This is a genomic window from Methylobacterium sp. 1A (genome assembly GCF_058072805.1).
The window spans coordinates 1,945,639-1,961,195 of record NZ_JBYQVE010000001.1; the positions used below are offsets into that span (position 1 = coordinate 1,945,639).

Consider the following 15,557-nt stretch of genomic DNA (forward strand, 5'->3'; position numbering starts at 1 on the left):
GCCGGCCTCACGCGCGCCGCTCCGAGCCGGCGGCGACGCGCAGATAGGTCGCGCCGATCCGTGTGGCGGCCCGCAGCGTCCCACCGAGCGAACCCGCGACCTTCGAGGATCCGCCCAACCGGCGCCGGTAGGGCATAGGCACCTCGCGGATGCGCAGGCCGGCTCGCGCGGCCTGCATCTGCATCTCGATGTTCCAGCCGTAGGTCGGCTCGCGCAGGGCGAGGGCCCGCAGCGCGGCGCGGTCGATGGCGCGGTAGGCGCACATGTCGGTGTATCGGACGCCGTAGCGTAGGCCGATGCCGAGGCCGGCGAGCCGGCCGGCGAGCACTTGGTGCCAGAGCATCGATCCGGGCTCGCGGCTGCCCAGCGTGCGCGAGGCGAGGACGAGGTCGTGGCGGCCGGCGAGCACCGGCCCGGCGATCCGGTCGATCAGGTCGCCGCGATCCGCGCCGTCGCCGTCGAGATATACGATCACGCGCGAGGCCGGATCGGCCGCGGCCGCCCCGAGCGCGCAGGCCCGGCCGTAGCCGCGTTCGGCCTCGATCACCCGGGCGCCCGCGGCCCGGGCGACGTCCTGCGTCCCGTCGGTCGAGCCGCTGTCGGCGACGACGATGTCCGCCGCGTAGGCCGGCGGGATCTCGCGGATCACCGCGCCGATCGCTTCGGCCTCGTTCAGGGTCGGGATGACGATGCTGACCGGGTGCATCGCTCAGAGACTCCACCGCAGGCCGCAGTTCCGGCACGGGGCCGGCGGCGCGTCGGAGAGGAGGGCGGCGCGGAAATCGCGGTAGGCCGCGCCGTTCCAGATCTCCCGGAGCGTGGCCTGCGTCGCGTCGCCCAGCGTGTAGTTGGAATAGCCGCGCACCGAAAACGGCGCGATGCAGCAAGGCAGCGCCCGTCCGTGGGCCGTGACATACATCAGGGACCAGGGCCGCCGGCAGGTGGCCCAGGCGCGATCCTCCTGCCGCTTCAGGCTGATCCCGGGCTCGGTCGCGCCCGAGGCGTCGAGCGTCACCCCTAGCGAACGGCCGATCGCCTCGGCCTCGGCGATGGCGTCGGCCTCCTCGGCTCTCGCGCTCTCGAACAGCGACAGGTCGGCGCGGGCCATGCCGTACCCTGCCTCATCGAAGACGAGGCGCTGCAGGTGCACCTCGGTCACACCCATCTCGGCCGCGAGCCGGACGAAGGACGGGAGCTGGTCCACCGTCTCCTTGAGGCCCGTGAGCCAGAGCGAGACTCGGGGCGTCGTAGCGCCGGTCGCCTTCTGAAACGCGACGAACTTGCCGACGTCGCGCACGATGCGGTCGAAGAAGTCCTTGCCGCGCACCCTGCGGTACGAGGCCCGGTCGGCGGCATCGAGGGAGACGCGCAGCTCGTCCAGCCCGGTATCGATCAGCTCCTGAAAGCGCCTCGGCTGCATCAGGGTGCCGTTCGTGTTGAACAGGACGTAGGTTCCGCGGTCCTTGAGGTAGCGGACCATCCGCGGCAGGTCCTTGACCAGCATCGGCTCGCCGACCCCGTGGAGCACGACCCGGGCGACGTTCGGCACCTGGTCGACGATCCGCGTGAACAGCGCCCAGCTCATGTCGGCCGGGGGCTCGAGGGTCTCGAAGGTGCGCGGGCAGGTTTCGCACAGCAGGTTGCAGCGGTTCGTGACCTCCAGATAGAGGCAGACCGGCGGTGACGCGGCCTCGGAGACGCGGTCCGGGCCGACCTCCTCGAAGTAGCGGCGCGGATCCTTCAGGGCGGCTGAGGCCGTCATCGGGCGGTTCCTTGCGGGAGGGCAGCCAGGGGCGCGGTGCGGGCCTGCCGCAGGGAGCGCGCGGCCAGGACGAGGGCCGGTACGAAGACCAGCGACGGCCAGAGGAAGCGGTCGTTGAACGGGTCGATCAGGAACAGGATCGGCGCCGAGCCGAGCCAGATGATCGCTGGGACCGGCGCGACCACCGCGGGCAGCGCCAGCCAGGGGTAGTACCAGGCGTAGTGGGGGCTCGCCGCGCAGACGGTGAGGGCGGCGAGGATCCCGGCGTCGCGGCACAGCGCGACGGCGTCGGGCGCGGTCTGCCGGTTCGGGCCGAAGGCGATCCGGAGCGCGAGGGCGGCGAGCGTCAGGCCGGCGCAGACCAGGTAGGTCCGCAGCAGGCTCGGGGGGCTGAGCCCGAGATGCCCGAGACCGGCGAGCAGCCAGTAGCCCGCGCCGGTGTCGTAGCCCTCCTCGGCCCCGTAGCCGCCGGCGAAGCCGAACACGTTCGGGCCGGCAGCGAGGTAGGGCAGGTACAGGACGGCGATCACGGCCGCCCCGGCGAGCATAGGCCGCCACAGCCGGCCACCACGGACGAAGGCGGGCGCGACCGCGACAGGCAGAACCTTCACCAGCGTCGCCGCGCCCAGGAGCGCGCCCGCGAGCCCGTACCGACGACGGGTGCGGGCCAGCAACGCGATGCCGAGGAGGCCGATCGCCACGGCGTCGACGTGCCCGTCGCGCGCGAAGGACCACAGGGCCAGCGGATTCCAGGCGTAGATCAGGATGCGGGCCGAAGGCAAGCCGACGCCGCGCAGAACCGCGAGCATGGCCAGCATGCCCAGGGCCTCGAAGCCCAACATCGCCAGCTTCATCCCGGTGACGCTGTGCGAGACCTGACCGACGGCGGCGAAGACCAGCTGCGCCGCGGGCGGGTAGATCGTACGAGCGTAGTCCTTGCGGTTGATCAGCGGGTAGACCGCCGGGTCGCGCAGCCGCTCGAGGGCGGGGTCGGCCGGGATGTAGCGGTAGGGGTTGATCCCGGCGGCCTGGACCTGCCCGTCCCAGACGTAGCGGTAGATATCGGTCGACAGGAACGGCAGGGCCGGCAGCAAAGCGGCCCGCAGCAGCACGGCGATGCCGAGGATCGTCCACAGGGCCGCGCGCGGCAGCCGCTCCCGCAACACGAGGCGCACGGCGAAGAGGTAGACCGCGAGGCCGACCGCGACCACGCCGATGAAGGCGTTGGATTGGGGCGCCGCGCCGACGGTGTCGGCGCCCGGCACCTGGATCGCCAACGCGCCGACAGTGACGGCCAGAAGCAGGAGGCCGAGGGCCGCGAGCCGATGAGCGGGGCTGGCGAGAAGCCGGATCATGCCGGCACCGCCTCCGACGCGCGCGCGAGCCGCGCCAGGACCGAGCGCGTCGCCGGGGCCGCGTAGCCGGTCCTGTCGGCGGCGAGCCGCGCGAGCGAGGCCGCGTCGTCGACGTCGTACCAGGGCTCCAGCTCGACGAGATCGAGGCCGATCTCGCGCGCCCGGGCGCGGGTCGCTTCGGCGACGGTGTCGGTGCTCCAGGCGATGCCGGCGAACAGGCGGGCATGGGCCTGCTTGAGGCCGAGGATGTAGTAGCCGCCGTCGTCGCAGGCGCCGAACACGCCCCGCTCGCCCGGTTCGAGCAGGATCCGGGCCGCCTGGATCAGGAGCCGCGTCGGCAGGGTCGGGATGTCGGAGCTCAGCACGCAGGCCGCCGCGTGACCGTGCGCCAGCATGCCCTGGACGGCCTGCAACAGGCAACGGCCGAAGCCCTCGACCTCCGCCGCGGTTGTGACGCTTCCATCCGCCAGGACGAGGTCGGTTCCCCGCGCGAGATGGGGGATCACCAGAGCCTCCGCGCCCGGCGGCGCGAAAGCCGCGTAGGCGGCGATCGGCGCGGCGCGGGCCGCCTCTTGGATGTTGGCGGTCGTGTCGCGCAGGAAGGCGGCGCTCAGAGCCGCTGCGTCGTCGAGGGTCAGCGGCGGGCACAGCCGCGTCTTGGATCGCCCGCTTCGCGGCGCTTTCGCCATCACCCCGATCGCGCAGGTGGGGGCCGGTCCGGAGGTCGGTCCTCGTGCCATGTACAAGGCTCCCGCGTGGTCAATGGAAGGGGCGGACGATCCCAAGGCGGATCGTCTCGTCCGGCGGAATCTCGGTGGCGGAACCGGGCGTGAAGGTCGGCAGCGCGCGCAGGCGCTCGGGCGTCAGGCCCATGAGGGCGACGTGCTCGCCCAGGAGCGCCACCGCCTCCACCGGCACGGCCACGAGCCGGGACCCGAATCCGCTCCAGGCGACCGCTCGCAGGCCTAGCCAGCCCAGCCCCAACGCACCGTCGAGGCGCACGGCCATCTCGCCCGCGCCGTCGCCGCGGCGCACGAGCCCCGTGACGCGGCCGAGGACGGGCTGGGACTCCTCCGGCCGGAGCAGGAGGCGGCCGGCGAGGTCGCCGACGCGCACCGGCTGCGGAAACCGGTCCGCCGCGCGACCCGCCATCTCGGGCGCGGTCATGCCGGGCTTCGGCATGTGGTCGGGGGCCGGGGAGGGGCCCGGCGTCTGCGCCTGCGCCGATGCGGAGAGCGCCAGCGTGAGTAGGCAGGTGCCGACGGCGCACCGGATCGCGCGGACGCTCATAGGCCTGCGAACCAGCCGAAGCCGCGGCTCTCCCAGTATCCGCCGGGGTAGGTGTTGGTGACTTCGATGGCCGTGATCCACTTCGGATTCTTGTAGCCGAGCTTTACCGCCATGCGCAGGCGCAGCGGGTATCCATACGGGTCAGGCAATTCTTCGCGGGCGTATCTGGTCGCGAGCAGTGTCTGGGGGTGCAGCGCGGTCGCCATGTCGATGCTGCTCGGGTAGTCGTCCGCCGTCTTGAAGGCGATGTACTTGGCGGTGAGGTCGGCGCCGACGCGCTCCAGGAACGCCCGGAGCGGTACGCCCGACCACTGCCCGATGTAGTCCCAGCCCTCGACGCAGACGTGGCGGATGATGATCTCGCGCTCGGGCAGCTCCGCGATCCGGCGGCGCGTCCAGGGCCGCTTGTCGGAGATCAACCCGGCGAGTTCCAGCCGCCACGCGTCGCCGTCGATCGGCTTGACGTCCTCGACGTCGTAGTAGGCGTTGAAGCGCGGCGGCTTCAGCACCTGGGACACCGGGTACTCGGGCGCGAGCTTTCGGGGATCGAACAGGGCGGCCTGGACGCCGTCGTTGAAGTCGGACATGGCACGGAGCGCCCGCCCGACCGCGCTCGTGTCCGTCACGTCGCAGCCGGTCAACATCGTGAGCGCGCCGAGCGACAGGCCGCCGCGCAGGAGACCGCGACGCTCGATCCTCCGGACCAAAGCGCGGTGGTCGTCGAGGATGCCGGGATCCGGCACCTTGAGGGGGCGGAACGGCGACCTCATCGCGTCGCCTCCCGCGCCGTGGCAGGGAGGGCGGGGCGGCGTACGGGGCCGCCGGTCAGCATCGCCCACAGCGTTCGCGGCACGAGCAGGGACAGCACGACGTGGACGACGAGGAAGCCGACCAGCACTGCCATGCCGGCGAAGTGGACGAGGCGCGCGCCCTGGAACCCGCCGAGCAGCGCGACGATCCCGGAGAACTGGACCGGCTTCCAGATCGCCAAGCCGCTGACGATTTGGCCGATGCCGGCCAGGATGGCGACGATGTAGAGGATCTTCTGGACGGCGTTGTAGGTCGTGAGGTCCTCGTGCGCGAGCTTGAGCCGCAACGTGTCGCGGACGGTCTGCACGATGTCGCGCGGACGGATCGGCAGGAGGCGCTCGCGCAGGCGCCCGGTCGCGACGCCGTAGACGAGATAGGCGGCGCCGTTGGCGACCAGCACCCACATGGCGGCGAAATGCCAGAGCAGGCTCTCGGCCGCCCAGGATCCGATCCGGGCCGACTTGGGGAAATAGATGCCGTGGATGATGACGGAATCGTCGTAGATGCCCCACCCGGACCCGATCAGCACCACCATCGCCGCGGCGTTCGTCCAATGCATGACCCGTACCGGCCAGGGATGCAGCCGGCGAGGCACGGCTGTGGACTGCGTCGGCGCAGTTCCAGGGTTGCTTCTCAACACGGACATGAACCGTGATCGCGTGGAAGGACGTCGAGCGTCCCTGCGTGGCTTGGGCTGCGTGCGTGCTTCACGGGTGTGGTTTGTTGTATCATGCTACAACTCCCAATTCATTTCGTCTTCCGGCACGATATCGTTTAATTCCGTTGCGCTTTGATTCGGTCGGCACACATGTCAGATCATGTATTAGCCAAATTACTATCGACTTTGACGGTGAGGGTTCATGCCTTCGCGTTCTGCGAGATTCAATCGGGGTGGCGATTGCGGAAGCAGGGCATCGCTGACGCCCTGCTCGTCCATTATGTCTTGTCAGGCACCGGGACTATCGTCGTCGGCGACCAGGAGCCCGTGGCCTTCGGGCCGAACAGCATGGTGATCCCGCCGCGCGGCGTTCCTCACTCCCTCGGGTTCGCCGGGGCCATGCACACGGTTACAGCTCGAGATGCGCTCAGGGTTCTTCCCGACGGCCTCGTCGCGCTGACGGCCGGCGACGGCAGTCGCGACATCCTCGTGGCTTGCGGCGCGATCTCGGCCAGTTACGCCGGCGCGCTCGGCCTCTTCGACCGCCTGCAGGGCGCATTGGTCGAGGACCTGTCGGGCAACGACCGACTGCGGCACGCCTTCGCCTTCATGATTGAGGAGTTGGTCCAGCCAGGACTCGGCACGCAGGAGGTGACGAGCGCGCTGATGAGGCAGTGCCTCGCCATTCTGCTGCGGGTTCACCTGAAGGAGCGGGGTACCAGTTCGCCAATCTTCGCGGCGCTGCGGGATCCGCGGCTGATGCGCGCCGTCGCGGCGGTCCTCGACGCACCCGGCGCCTCCCACACGGTCGATAGTCTCGCCGCACTCTGCGGGATGAGCCGGTCCGCGTTCGCCGAGCGGTTCTCCGCCACCTTCGGCGAGGGGCCCATCGAGTACCTGCACCGGGTCCGCCTGCGCCTCGCGGCACAGTTGCTGACGACGTCGCCCATGCCCGTGAAGGTCATCGCCGCAAGTGTGGGCTACACCAGTCGAAGCTACTTCTCGCATGCCTTCAAGGCGGCCTACGGCGTCGATCCGAGCGCATACCGCGGTCGATGCGCGGACGCGGCCAAGGCCGTCGAACCCGGATCCAACGCGAACTTCGACTCCGCACAGGATGTCACGGGCGAAGATTGAGCGCGCGCCGGCCTGGAGAACCGGCAGCCCATGCGACGACGACATCGAGCCTACCATCTTCGCGATCCCCCGCTCGATTTTGCAGATTGAAGGCAGGCATGGAAGCGGACCGGCGTGCGTTATCGTCCAAAACAGGTGCTGCGCCGCATATCCCGTGTCGACAATTTCATATCGGTCGCAGTCCTATGGCGAGCGGCACCGTTGCGACGTGCGCGGCTGCCGCACGTGCATGAGGTGCCACATTCGAGGTGATCGCCTGACATGCGATGGAACAAGGCTTGTTTCACGTGCCGTCCGACCAGCGACGGACGCGGTGCGGCTTCCTGGTTCCCCCGCAGGAGCGCGTTCGCATCACCTCGGCCGAACTTCGCAACGCCGATTGCGAAGGCGCCAGCCGATACTTGCGGAACCGCTGCTAATGGGCCGAGCGACACGCGCGAAATAAACGTGACCAACCCCGATCGAGGATTGCGCCGGATGTCGGCATGAAAGTTTTGATTGCAGCCAGCCCCCTTACGGGCCACGTCAACCCCCTGTTGGCTGTGGGACGACTGCTGGCCAGGCGCGGCGACACCGTCTTGTTCGTGACCGATCCTTCGTTTCGGCAGAAGGTCGAATCTTCGGGTTTGCGCCTCACAGCTTACGAAGACAGGGGTGCGGCGACCTATCTGGAGCCGCACCTGCCGCCTGGACCGGTGCGGTGGACGCACGAATTCGAGCACCGCTTCATCGAACCGATGGCGACGCAAGCCGCGGTTCTGCGCGAGGCGATCCGGACGGAGGCTCCGGATGTGATCGTGGCAGGTAGCCTGTTTCTTGGGATCTTGCCGCTTCTTCTCGATGCGACGACGTGCCGGCCTCCGATCATCGTACTCAACATCAGCTTTCTATTCCTCGACCGTCCCGACGATGCGCCGGTCGGCATGGGGCTGCTCCCGGCCCGGGACGACATCGAGCGTGCTCGCTACGCCGCATTGAAGGTGGGTCTCGATGCCTCATTCGTCCGACCGGTTCGCGCCCTCACCGACGCCCGCCTGGCCCGGCTCGGCGCGCGACCTTTGCCAGCCTCGTTGACCCAATCGCTCGCGATACTGCCCGACGCATTCCTGCAGCCGAGCGTCCGCGAGTTCGAGTACGATTTCGGTACGTTTCCTCCAGGACTGCGTTTTGTCGGGCTGCTGCCGACCACGCCGATGGCGGTCGCGGTACCGGAATGGTGGCCGGATCTGGAGAGCGGCAAGAGCATCATTCTAGTGACACAAGGCACGCTCGCAAACGCTGATTTCAGCGAACTACTTGAGCCGACACTCCAGGCGCTTGAGGGACGCGACGATCTTCTCATCGTTGCGACAACTGGCGGGAGATCCGTAGAGGGGATACACTGTGAAATACCGGCCAATGGCCGGGTCGCCACCTTTCTGCCTTTCGACGTGCTTCTCCCCAAAATCGATCTCCTGGTAACCAACGGCGGCTACGGAAGCGTCTCACAAGCTCTCGCCGCGGGCGTTCCGATTGTCTCCGCCGGCTTGACCGAGGACAAGGCCGAGGTCGGAGCCCGGATCGAGTGGTCGGGCGTCGGCTTGAATCTTGCGACGAACCGCCCGACCGTGGACGCCTTGCGCTGGGCCGTCGAGAGGGTGCTCACGGAGCAGCGGTTTCGCGAACGTGCTCGTGTGATGGCACGCGCCTTCGCCGATCTGGACCCAGGGCGCGAGATCCTAGCTGCCATCGACGCTCTCACCCACATCTCGGGGTAGAGTTTCGACTATCGCCCTTAGGCGAGAGAGGTGGCTGTTCATCCGGATCGACGTTGAGAGCTCACGCATCCGGCAGGAAATCGCTGGAGATCGAAGCAGTGATCGCTCCTGGTGCCGCCCCGTTCCGCTTTCTTCGGGCTGGCGGCTGCAGCGCGGACATCGCACCGGGCCGAATTCTCCGGAAGGCGGAAGCGGGGGTGGCGGTCGGAAGGCATCACCGACCATCATCCGAAACCGTGGTCGACCTCATGGCGCATTCCGCCAAGCGCTTCGGCATGGCGGAAGCAGAGGCAAGTACTCGCGTGATCGCGATTGCCGCTGCCCATCATCGGTTCAACTACATCCCACCTTCGTGGACAGCGACGGCCGGATCAGCCGCCCCGTGGCGCATGCCATGGCGTCGAATGGCCGACATGGAAAGGAAGGGCTCCGGTCCATCTCGCACGGTCCTTCACACGGTCCGGAAGAGAAAGGCGAGTGCGGGCGGACGAGCCATCTCGCGGACATTCCATCGCAGGCCCGGGGACGGCCGAGGCAACCGGTCCGAGGCGGCGCTGCGGACATTCTGCACCTGGTTTCCGTCGATGGTCATGGATCGGGTCCGGTTCACGTCTGCCACGTTCAGGTTCGAAACCCTAGAGGATCGTTACCGAAGGCCGCTCAGAGAGTTCGGCCACGATGCGAAGGCCGGTGAATTCGCCTCGACGGCGCCGAGGTTCGGTGAAATTGCGACCCGCACCGGCGACTTCGGAGTGCGAGGCTTCATGAACTCCTCCTCGACGAGCTTCGAGAGCGTCGATCGAGCAGTCCGCTCCGAAACTCCGAGCACCAGTGCCGCTCGGCCTTGTTCCATTTCACCGAACCTCGACCATTCGCCGTCAGACATAGACGGCTTTAACAATTTGCAATCAATATCTGTTAATCAGTCGAGATTGAAATGACATGTCAAGCATTGCAAGTATATAAATATGGCAAGACTATAAGTTTAGATAGATGTTGGTGGTTTTAACGCACCTTCTGGTTCACAGATTCCGCTCCGCGAAAACCTGCATTGCTCTGGGTATTTTGGCGCCGATCGGCATGCTTGTGATCTCGGGATTGATGCTGTTCGACCTACGAATGGACGCTTGGGAGAAGGCCGAGCAGACCTCCAAGAACTTGCTGCAGGTCCTCGAACGCGACATCGTGCGCAATATCGAGATCATCGATCTGTCGCTCCAAGCCGTGGTAGACAACCTCAGGGCGCCCGGTGTAGCAGATGCCACACCCGAAATGCGCCAACTCGTTCTGTTCGATCGCGCCGCGACGGCTCGCGACCTCGGTGCAATGGTCGTTCTCGATGATCACGGTCACAGCATCGCTGATGCGTTCGTCTTTGCACCGCGCAAGCTGAACAATGCTGATCGCGAGTATTTTCAGGCCCACAAAGACCATCCTCAGCTCGGCCTGCTCATCAGCAAGCCCCTGTTCTCGCGGCTTACAGGTTCTCGCATCATTGTTCTCAGCCGCCGCATCAACAAGCCGGATGGCTCCTTCGGCGGAATCGTACTGGGTAGCCTGAAGCTGTCCTACTTCGATCGGCTCTTCGACCAGATCGGCCTGGGACGAGACGGAGCAATCAACCTCTACCTTCGGGATGGCACACGCGTCATGCGCTATCCCTTCGATGCGGCTGATATCGGCGTCAATCTCGCCGGAACATCCAACTTCGACCGGTTCGTGCGCGAACGCAGCGGCAGCTTCATAAGCACTTCGGTGCGCGACCGCGTCGAGCGGCACTACACGTTTACGCAGGTCGGTGACTGGCCGCTGGTTCTCAACGTGGCGCTCGGAACGAAAGAGATCGAAGCGGATTGGCGAGCGAAGGCGCTCATCATCGGTTTCGCCGTCTCGGTTCTGTGTGGTCTGACTGTCGCCCTTTCGATACTCTTTGGACGCGAACTGCACCGCCGCGCCTCTGTCGAAGCGGAACTCGCGCGTCTGTCGTGCACGGACGCCCTGACCGGGTTGCCCAACCGGCGTCAATTCGAGGACATGTCCGACCGGGCCTGGGACAGCGCACAACGGACAAGCAGGCCCTTGTCGTTGCTCGTGGTCGATGCCGACCACTTCAAGCGCTACAACGACCGCTACGGGCATGCGGTGGGTGACGAGGTGCTAAAGGGGCTCGCCCGCTGCTTGACAGCAAGTGTGTACCGGCCCGAAGATCTCGTCTGCCGCGTCGGTGGGGAGGAATTCGTCGTGATCCTGCCCGGGACAGACGAGGCGGGCGCGCAGAGTGTTGCAGAGAGGATCCACGCGGAGATGTCTGCGCTGGCAGTCGGTCCGGCAAGTATCGAAGCGGGTTCAGTTACCGTCAGCATCGGCGTTGCGAGCGCTGTACCCGACGCAGCCAGTGGGACGACCATGGCACGTCTCTACGGTCAGGCAGATGCCGCGCTCTATGACGCCAAAGCTGGGGGTCGGAACCAGACACGCTGCGCCAGAGCGACTGAAGCTGGATCGGATCAGCGGCCGGTACTCCGGTCGGTGGGGGCCGCATGAAGACTTCCGAACGCAAAGCCCCAGTTCGAGGGTTGACCGTGTTTGTCGGTTGCTTCGTTGGTTCGAGAAATCGGTGCTTCGCCTACGGTATAGACCGGTGCCGGGTGAGGCCGAGCATCGGGAGCGTCGTTGAAATGCATCGGGGATCCACGTCGAGCATCACGAAGTTCGCCGGGGCTTCTCCGGTACGACGGGCCGAAGGCGCATTGCAAACGGCGTGACGAACGAACGGACACGCTTAGACATGCGCGAGGCACATGGTCGTTTCGGCCGAGCGGGTTCATTTGGTTGATTGCCCGCGCAGCTGGACCGTGCTCCCTGGACTCGCAGGGCGCCGGCCGGCGGCGCGCCAGCGGCGGAGGACTATCGATGCTGCGCCTCCTGCTGGCTCGGACTTTCGCCGGCAAGTGGCCCGGCTGCATTGCCTATCCCGCAACCCTCCTGATCATCGCCCTGGCCTACGCCGCAGGCCGATGGGTCTGGCCCTCGATGCAGGTCTACCCGTTCTTCTTCTTCTTCCCAGCCATCATCGTCTCGGCCGCGCTGTTCAACCATGGTTGCGGTTACCTCGCCACGATCGCCAGCACCTTGCTCATCGCTCGCCACCTGCCGCCCAAGGATAGCTTCGTCGTGGCCGAGACGCGAGATTGGCTCGCGCTCGGGATGTTCCTCGCGGTCGGCCTCGTGCTCTGTGCCCTATTGGAACAACTGCGCGAAGCACTCCGGCGCGCCCAGGCCGCCGAGAGCCAGAGCGAGTTGTTCCTGCGCGAGGCGGTGCACCGCTTCAAGAACGACCTGACCATCGTCACGGCGCTCTTGCGCTCGCAGGGGCGGCAGCTGGAGGACGTCAAGGCCAAGGCGGCGCTCTCCAATACGGCCAACCGCGTCCTCGTGATGTCGCGCGTGCACGAGCGGCTGCGGGTTGGGCGGGGTGCCGCAGCGGTGGTGAACACGCAGGAGTTCATCGGGGACCTGTGCGCGGATCTGAAGGCCTCGCTGCTCGATCTGCGGCCGGTGAGCATAGAGGTCCAGGCCGAGGCGCACGCGCTGCCACACGAGCGGGCGGTGGCGGTGGGCCTGATCATCAACGAGGCCCTCACGAACGCGCTGAAATACACCTTTCCGGAAGGTCGCACCGGCATGGTCGGCGTGGTGTTCCGGCGGCGCGGCGGCGAATTCATGCTGCAGGTGAAGGACGACGGCGTCGGCTTCGATCCGGACAGACCGCCGCGGACGGGCGGCCTCGGCCGGCGGCTGGTGCAATCCATGGCCCAGCAGCTCGACGGCTGCCTGGCAATCGAGCCGGATGAAGGTGCGCCCGGAACGCTGGTCACCGTCACGTTTCCGGCAACGACACCGTGCGCCGAGGCGCAACAGCGCCCGCCTGTCGCGGCGCCTGCTCCGTAGCCGCTGGATTCCGCTGTTCGACAGGCTTGCAGGTCCGGCTCTCGGCAGGAGGGGTGCTCATGGCCGAAATCGAGAAATCGGCCGTCACGTCGCGGGCGCCGGCGGGGCTGGGGATCAAGCGGAAGCAGTTGATCGCGGCGGTCCGCAAGCAGCCCCCCGAAGCTGCCAGGAAATACATCCTGCGGGCAGCCTTCCAAGCTCTCACGAGCCCTTGGAGGGCGACGTGGAACGTGTGTGGTGGCTGAACGATTTCGCAGCGATGGAGCGAACCTATGAGAATACGGAGCCGGCGCTCCCGGTGGGACGTCGGAGGAAGGACAGGCGCAAGGACGCGTAGCGAAGCCGACGGTCGGCCCACCAAGCGAGCGTACTGAACGACCAAGATCGTTTCACCGTCGTGGGGCAGACATAGGAGGCGCGCTCCCCGGATCGTGTGAGCCGACGTGACCCCGTGGCCGATCGGTTCGACGATCCTGAACGCATTCGGCCCTCATGGACGACTGACGAGAGTTGGATGCGGGTGTACATCGCCGCGGGGCTGATCGCCATCGGCGTGCTCGGGGTGATGCCGCAGGTCCCTCCGGCCTGGAAGGTTGCGGTCGGTAGCCGGAATTGGCCCTTTCACCCTGCCGACCACGGCTCAACCCAACCGAACGTTTTTCCGACCGAGCGCGTCCGTCCCCCAACGTAGTCCTTCCGAGGTTAGGGCGCTCTCGTCCTCTAGTAGCCGCCGTGCCGCTCGCGTTGCACCTCATCGGCAGCGCATCCGCCCAGGCACCAGCCGCCGCTCCGCCCGGCACCACACCCGGGGCGACGGGGGACTGCGGCACCGCAAGTAGGCTCTCCGGTGCGCCCGGCACCGTCACGGGAACCCCGACTGGACGCCCCGGCGAAGACGGATCGAACGGTTTCTCGGCTGGCGGCAACGCCAACCAGCCCTCACGTGCCGTGCCGCAGGGCGATGGCTTCGGGGACGACAACCAACGCGAGCGCCACGCCGACGTGTGGCTCAGGTGCGCTGGCGAATTCAGGCGTTGCCGCGTATCGGGAGCGCGGTTCGTTCATGAGACCACGAACTCACTCCCGGCGCGCTCCTCGACAGGGCGCGCCTTCTTTTTTGGCGGCCCGACGCTACCACGTCGAGTGCACCTCTCCCTGTGATCCGGATCTTGGCGCTCGCGACGTTCATCTCGATGTCGCATGGTGGCGCGATGTCGGAACGGTCCGACGCTGCGGCATCAGCCTAGCGTTCGGTCCGCGCAGCCCGAGCGAAGTTAACATCTTTCCCGCCGTGAAAGGCGGGGATTTTCGGAGATCGCGAGATCTCGTCCAGTTGACGCTTCGACGGGTCGCCGATGCACACCCTCCACGTCCGGCAACGGTGTGTTCCACCGCCGTTTGATGGTGATCGCCGCGTTGATGTCGGCGTGGTCGGTGTGGCCGCAGTTGGCGCAGGTGAAGCGCGCTTGGCTCTCGCGGCTGCCTGCATCGACCACACCGCACGCCGCACAGGTCTGCGACGTGAACCGCGCGGGCACAGTGACCACGTGACCGCCCCGCTCCTCCATCTTGTACGTCAGGATCGTCGCGAAGCGGTGCCAGCCCGCGTTGAGGATGCCCCGGTTCAGCCCGGCCTTCTGCCGGACGTTGCGGCCGGGCTCGGCCACCGTGCCCCGCGCGCTGGCCGTCATGCCACGCGTGTTCAGGTCCTCCAAGACCGCCACGCCGTACCCGCGCGCGAAGTCGAGCGCGGCGCGGTGGTGGAGGTCGCGCCGGATGCGGGCCTGCCGCGCCTGGAAACGGGCGACGCGCGCCTGCGCCCGGCGCCTGTGGTTCGATCCGCGCTTGCGCCGGGCGAGGATGCGCTGTGCCTTGCGCTCGCGGGCCTCGATCCGCTCCAGGCTCGCGGGCATCGTCGGCATCGTGCCCGTGGACAGGGCCAGGGTCGTGGTCACACCGCGGTCGATGCCGACGACCTCGGGCTGGGCGCGGTCGCCTCGTGCGCGATCGCGCAGGCGAACGCGACGTGCCAGCCGAGCGCGTCGAGCGAGACCGTGACGTTCTTCACGACCCCGCGGATCGGCCGGCTGTCGCGGTACTTCACCCAGCCGATCTTGGGCAGGCGCACGGCCGACCAGTTGCCGTTGAGCCGCTTCGTCGCGACTTCGCGCCCGGGGGAGCGGAAGCCGTCATCGACGCCGCGCCTGCGGGGCTGAGGGAAGCTCGCCCGGCCTGCGAAGAAGTTCTGGAACGCCCGGTCGAGGTCGCGCAGAGCCTGCTGCTGGCACGACACGTAGACGGCGCGGACCCAGTCGAACTCGGCCCGCAGGGGCGTCAGATCGGCGGCCTGGGCGACATAGCCGAGCCGGTGCTTGCGGCCCCAACTCGCCCGCTGCTTCAGGGCGAGGTTGTACGTTGATCGGCACACGCCCGCGAACTGCCGGAACAGGGCCTCCTGCTCGGGCAGCGGTTCCAGCTTGTAGCGGAGCCGCGGGCGGTGGTCACGAGCTGTTCCCATGACCGGGCGCGCATCTCACCCATCCTTCATGCCGCGCAGACGCGCAGCCTCCCCGACCTGAAGGTCGGGGTCTCAAGGATTTCCATTGATGCGATGAGCGAAGCCTTGCAGCGCGATCACTTCACCTCGAACCGCTGCCTTTGAAGCGCAAGCCAAGCGTCTACATTAGGCGATCCGTGCGCACGGAAAACGCGCGAAGCGTGCCGATACTCCGCCATTGACCGTGACGAAGGCGCGCGCCCAAGCTCCGGCTATGATCGACCGGCTCGCATCGGACAAGTGAACCGGTAGCCGCGGCCGGTCCGCGAGGCAGGTCAAT

At 67.4% G+C, this 15,557-nt stretch carries 14 protein-coding genes; 5 read left to right on the forward strand and 9 right to left on the reverse strand.

The genetic code is table 11. The features are described 5' to 3' along the window. Positions 1–7 precede the first annotated feature (7 nt). Genes ACX9MN_RS09560 through ACX9MN_RS09590 form a run of 7 tightly spaced genes read right to left on the reverse strand, consistent with a single transcriptional unit; the run spans position 8 to position 5,863 of the window. Complete coding sequence (locus ACX9MN_RS09560; RefSeq protein ID WP_408902996.1) at positions 8–706, reverse strand: glycosyltransferase family 2 protein; 699 nt, start codon at positions 704–706, stop codon at positions 8–10. Between the two features lie 3 nt (positions 707–709). Continuing rightward, complete coding sequence (locus tag ACX9MN_RS09565; RefSeq protein ID WP_408902997.1) at positions 710–1,762, reverse strand: radical SAM protein; 1,053 nt, start codon at positions 1,760–1,762, stop codon at positions 710–712. Next, positions 1,759–3,117, reverse strand: coding sequence for an MptA/MptB family glycosyltransferase (locus ACX9MN_RS09570; protein WP_408902998.1), 1,359 nt, complete (start codon positions 3,115–3,117; stop codon positions 1,759–1,761). Before ACX9MN_RS09570 ends, ACX9MN_RS09565 begins: the two co-directional genes overlap by 4 nt. Beyond that, positions 3,114–3,857, reverse strand: coding sequence for a TIGR04282 family arsenosugar biosynthesis glycosyltransferase (locus ACX9MN_RS09575; protein ID WP_408902999.1), 744 nt, complete (start codon positions 3,855–3,857; stop codon positions 3,114–3,116). Before ACX9MN_RS09575 ends, ACX9MN_RS09570 begins: the two co-directional genes overlap by 4 nt. Positions 3,858–3,876: 19 nt before the next feature. After that, complete coding sequence (locus ACX9MN_RS09580; protein WP_408903000.1) at positions 3,877–4,407, reverse strand: hypothetical protein; 531 nt, start codon at positions 4,405–4,407, stop codon at positions 3,877–3,879. Further along, positions 4,404–5,177, reverse strand: coding sequence for a molybdopterin-dependent oxidoreductase (locus ACX9MN_RS09585; protein ID WP_408903001.1), 774 nt, complete (start codon positions 5,175–5,177; stop codon positions 4,404–4,406). The genes ACX9MN_RS09580 and ACX9MN_RS09585 overlap by 4 nt, the downstream gene beginning before the upstream one ends. After that, positions 5,174–5,863 carry a cytochrome b/b6 domain-containing protein gene (locus tag ACX9MN_RS09590; protein WP_408903002.1) on the reverse strand — a complete coding sequence of 230 codons (690 nt, stop codon included), beginning with the start codon at positions 5,861–5,863 and terminating at the stop codon, positions 5,174–5,176. Before ACX9MN_RS09590 ends, ACX9MN_RS09585 begins: the two co-directional genes overlap by 4 nt. A 162-nt stretch (positions 5,864–6,025) precedes the next feature. Between ACX9MN_RS09590 and ACX9MN_RS09595 the strand changes: the two genes are divergently transcribed. The 5 genes from ACX9MN_RS09595 (at position 6,026) to ACX9MN_RS09615 (ending at position 12,965) form a co-directional block, all read left to right on the forward strand. Next, entirely contained in the window at positions 6,026–7,012 is a 987-nt protein-coding gene (locus tag ACX9MN_RS09595) for a helix-turn-helix domain-containing protein (protein WP_408903003.1), read from the forward strand. Positions 7,013–7,497: 485 nt separating this feature from the next. Beyond that, the gene (locus ACX9MN_RS09600; protein ID WP_408903004.1) at positions 7,498–8,769 is read left to right on the forward strand and encodes a glycosyltransferase; all 1,272 of its coding nucleotides are present in this window, start codon (positions 7,498–7,500) and stop codon (positions 8,767–8,769) included. Between the two features lie 993 nt (positions 8,770–9,762). Continuing rightward, on the forward strand, positions 9,763–11,313 hold the full coding sequence (locus tag ACX9MN_RS09605; RefSeq protein WP_408903005.1) for a sensor domain-containing diguanylate cyclase: 1,551 nt from the start codon (positions 9,763–9,765) through the stop codon (positions 11,311–11,313). A 369-nt stretch (positions 11,314–11,682) separates the two neighbouring features. Next, on the forward strand, positions 11,683–12,720 hold the full coding sequence (locus ACX9MN_RS09610) for a sensor histidine kinase (RefSeq protein WP_489724293.1): 1,038 nt from the start codon (positions 11,683–11,685) through the stop codon (positions 12,718–12,720). 59 nt (positions 12,721–12,779) lie between these two features. Next, on the forward strand, positions 12,780–12,965 hold the full coding sequence (locus ACX9MN_RS09615) for a hypothetical protein (protein WP_408903007.1): 186 nt from the start codon (positions 12,780–12,782) through the stop codon (positions 12,963–12,965). A gap of 1,029 nt (positions 12,966–13,994) precedes the next feature. Here ACX9MN_RS09615 and ACX9MN_RS09620 read toward each other — a convergent pair. Both ACX9MN_RS09620 and ACX9MN_RS09625 read right to left on the reverse strand, forming a co-directional pair. Further along, a complete protein-coding gene (locus ACX9MN_RS09620) occupies positions 13,995–14,675 on the reverse strand; it encodes an RNA-guided endonuclease InsQ/TnpB family protein (RefSeq protein ID WP_408903008.1) in 681 nt (226 codons plus the stop codon). Then, on the reverse strand, positions 14,672–15,238 hold the full coding sequence (locus ACX9MN_RS09625; RefSeq protein ID WP_408903009.1) for an RNA-guided endonuclease InsQ/TnpB family protein: 567 nt from the start codon (positions 15,236–15,238) through the stop codon (positions 14,672–14,674). The genes ACX9MN_RS09620 and ACX9MN_RS09625 overlap by 4 nt, the downstream gene beginning before the upstream one ends. Positions 15,239–15,557 lie beyond the last annotated feature (319 nt).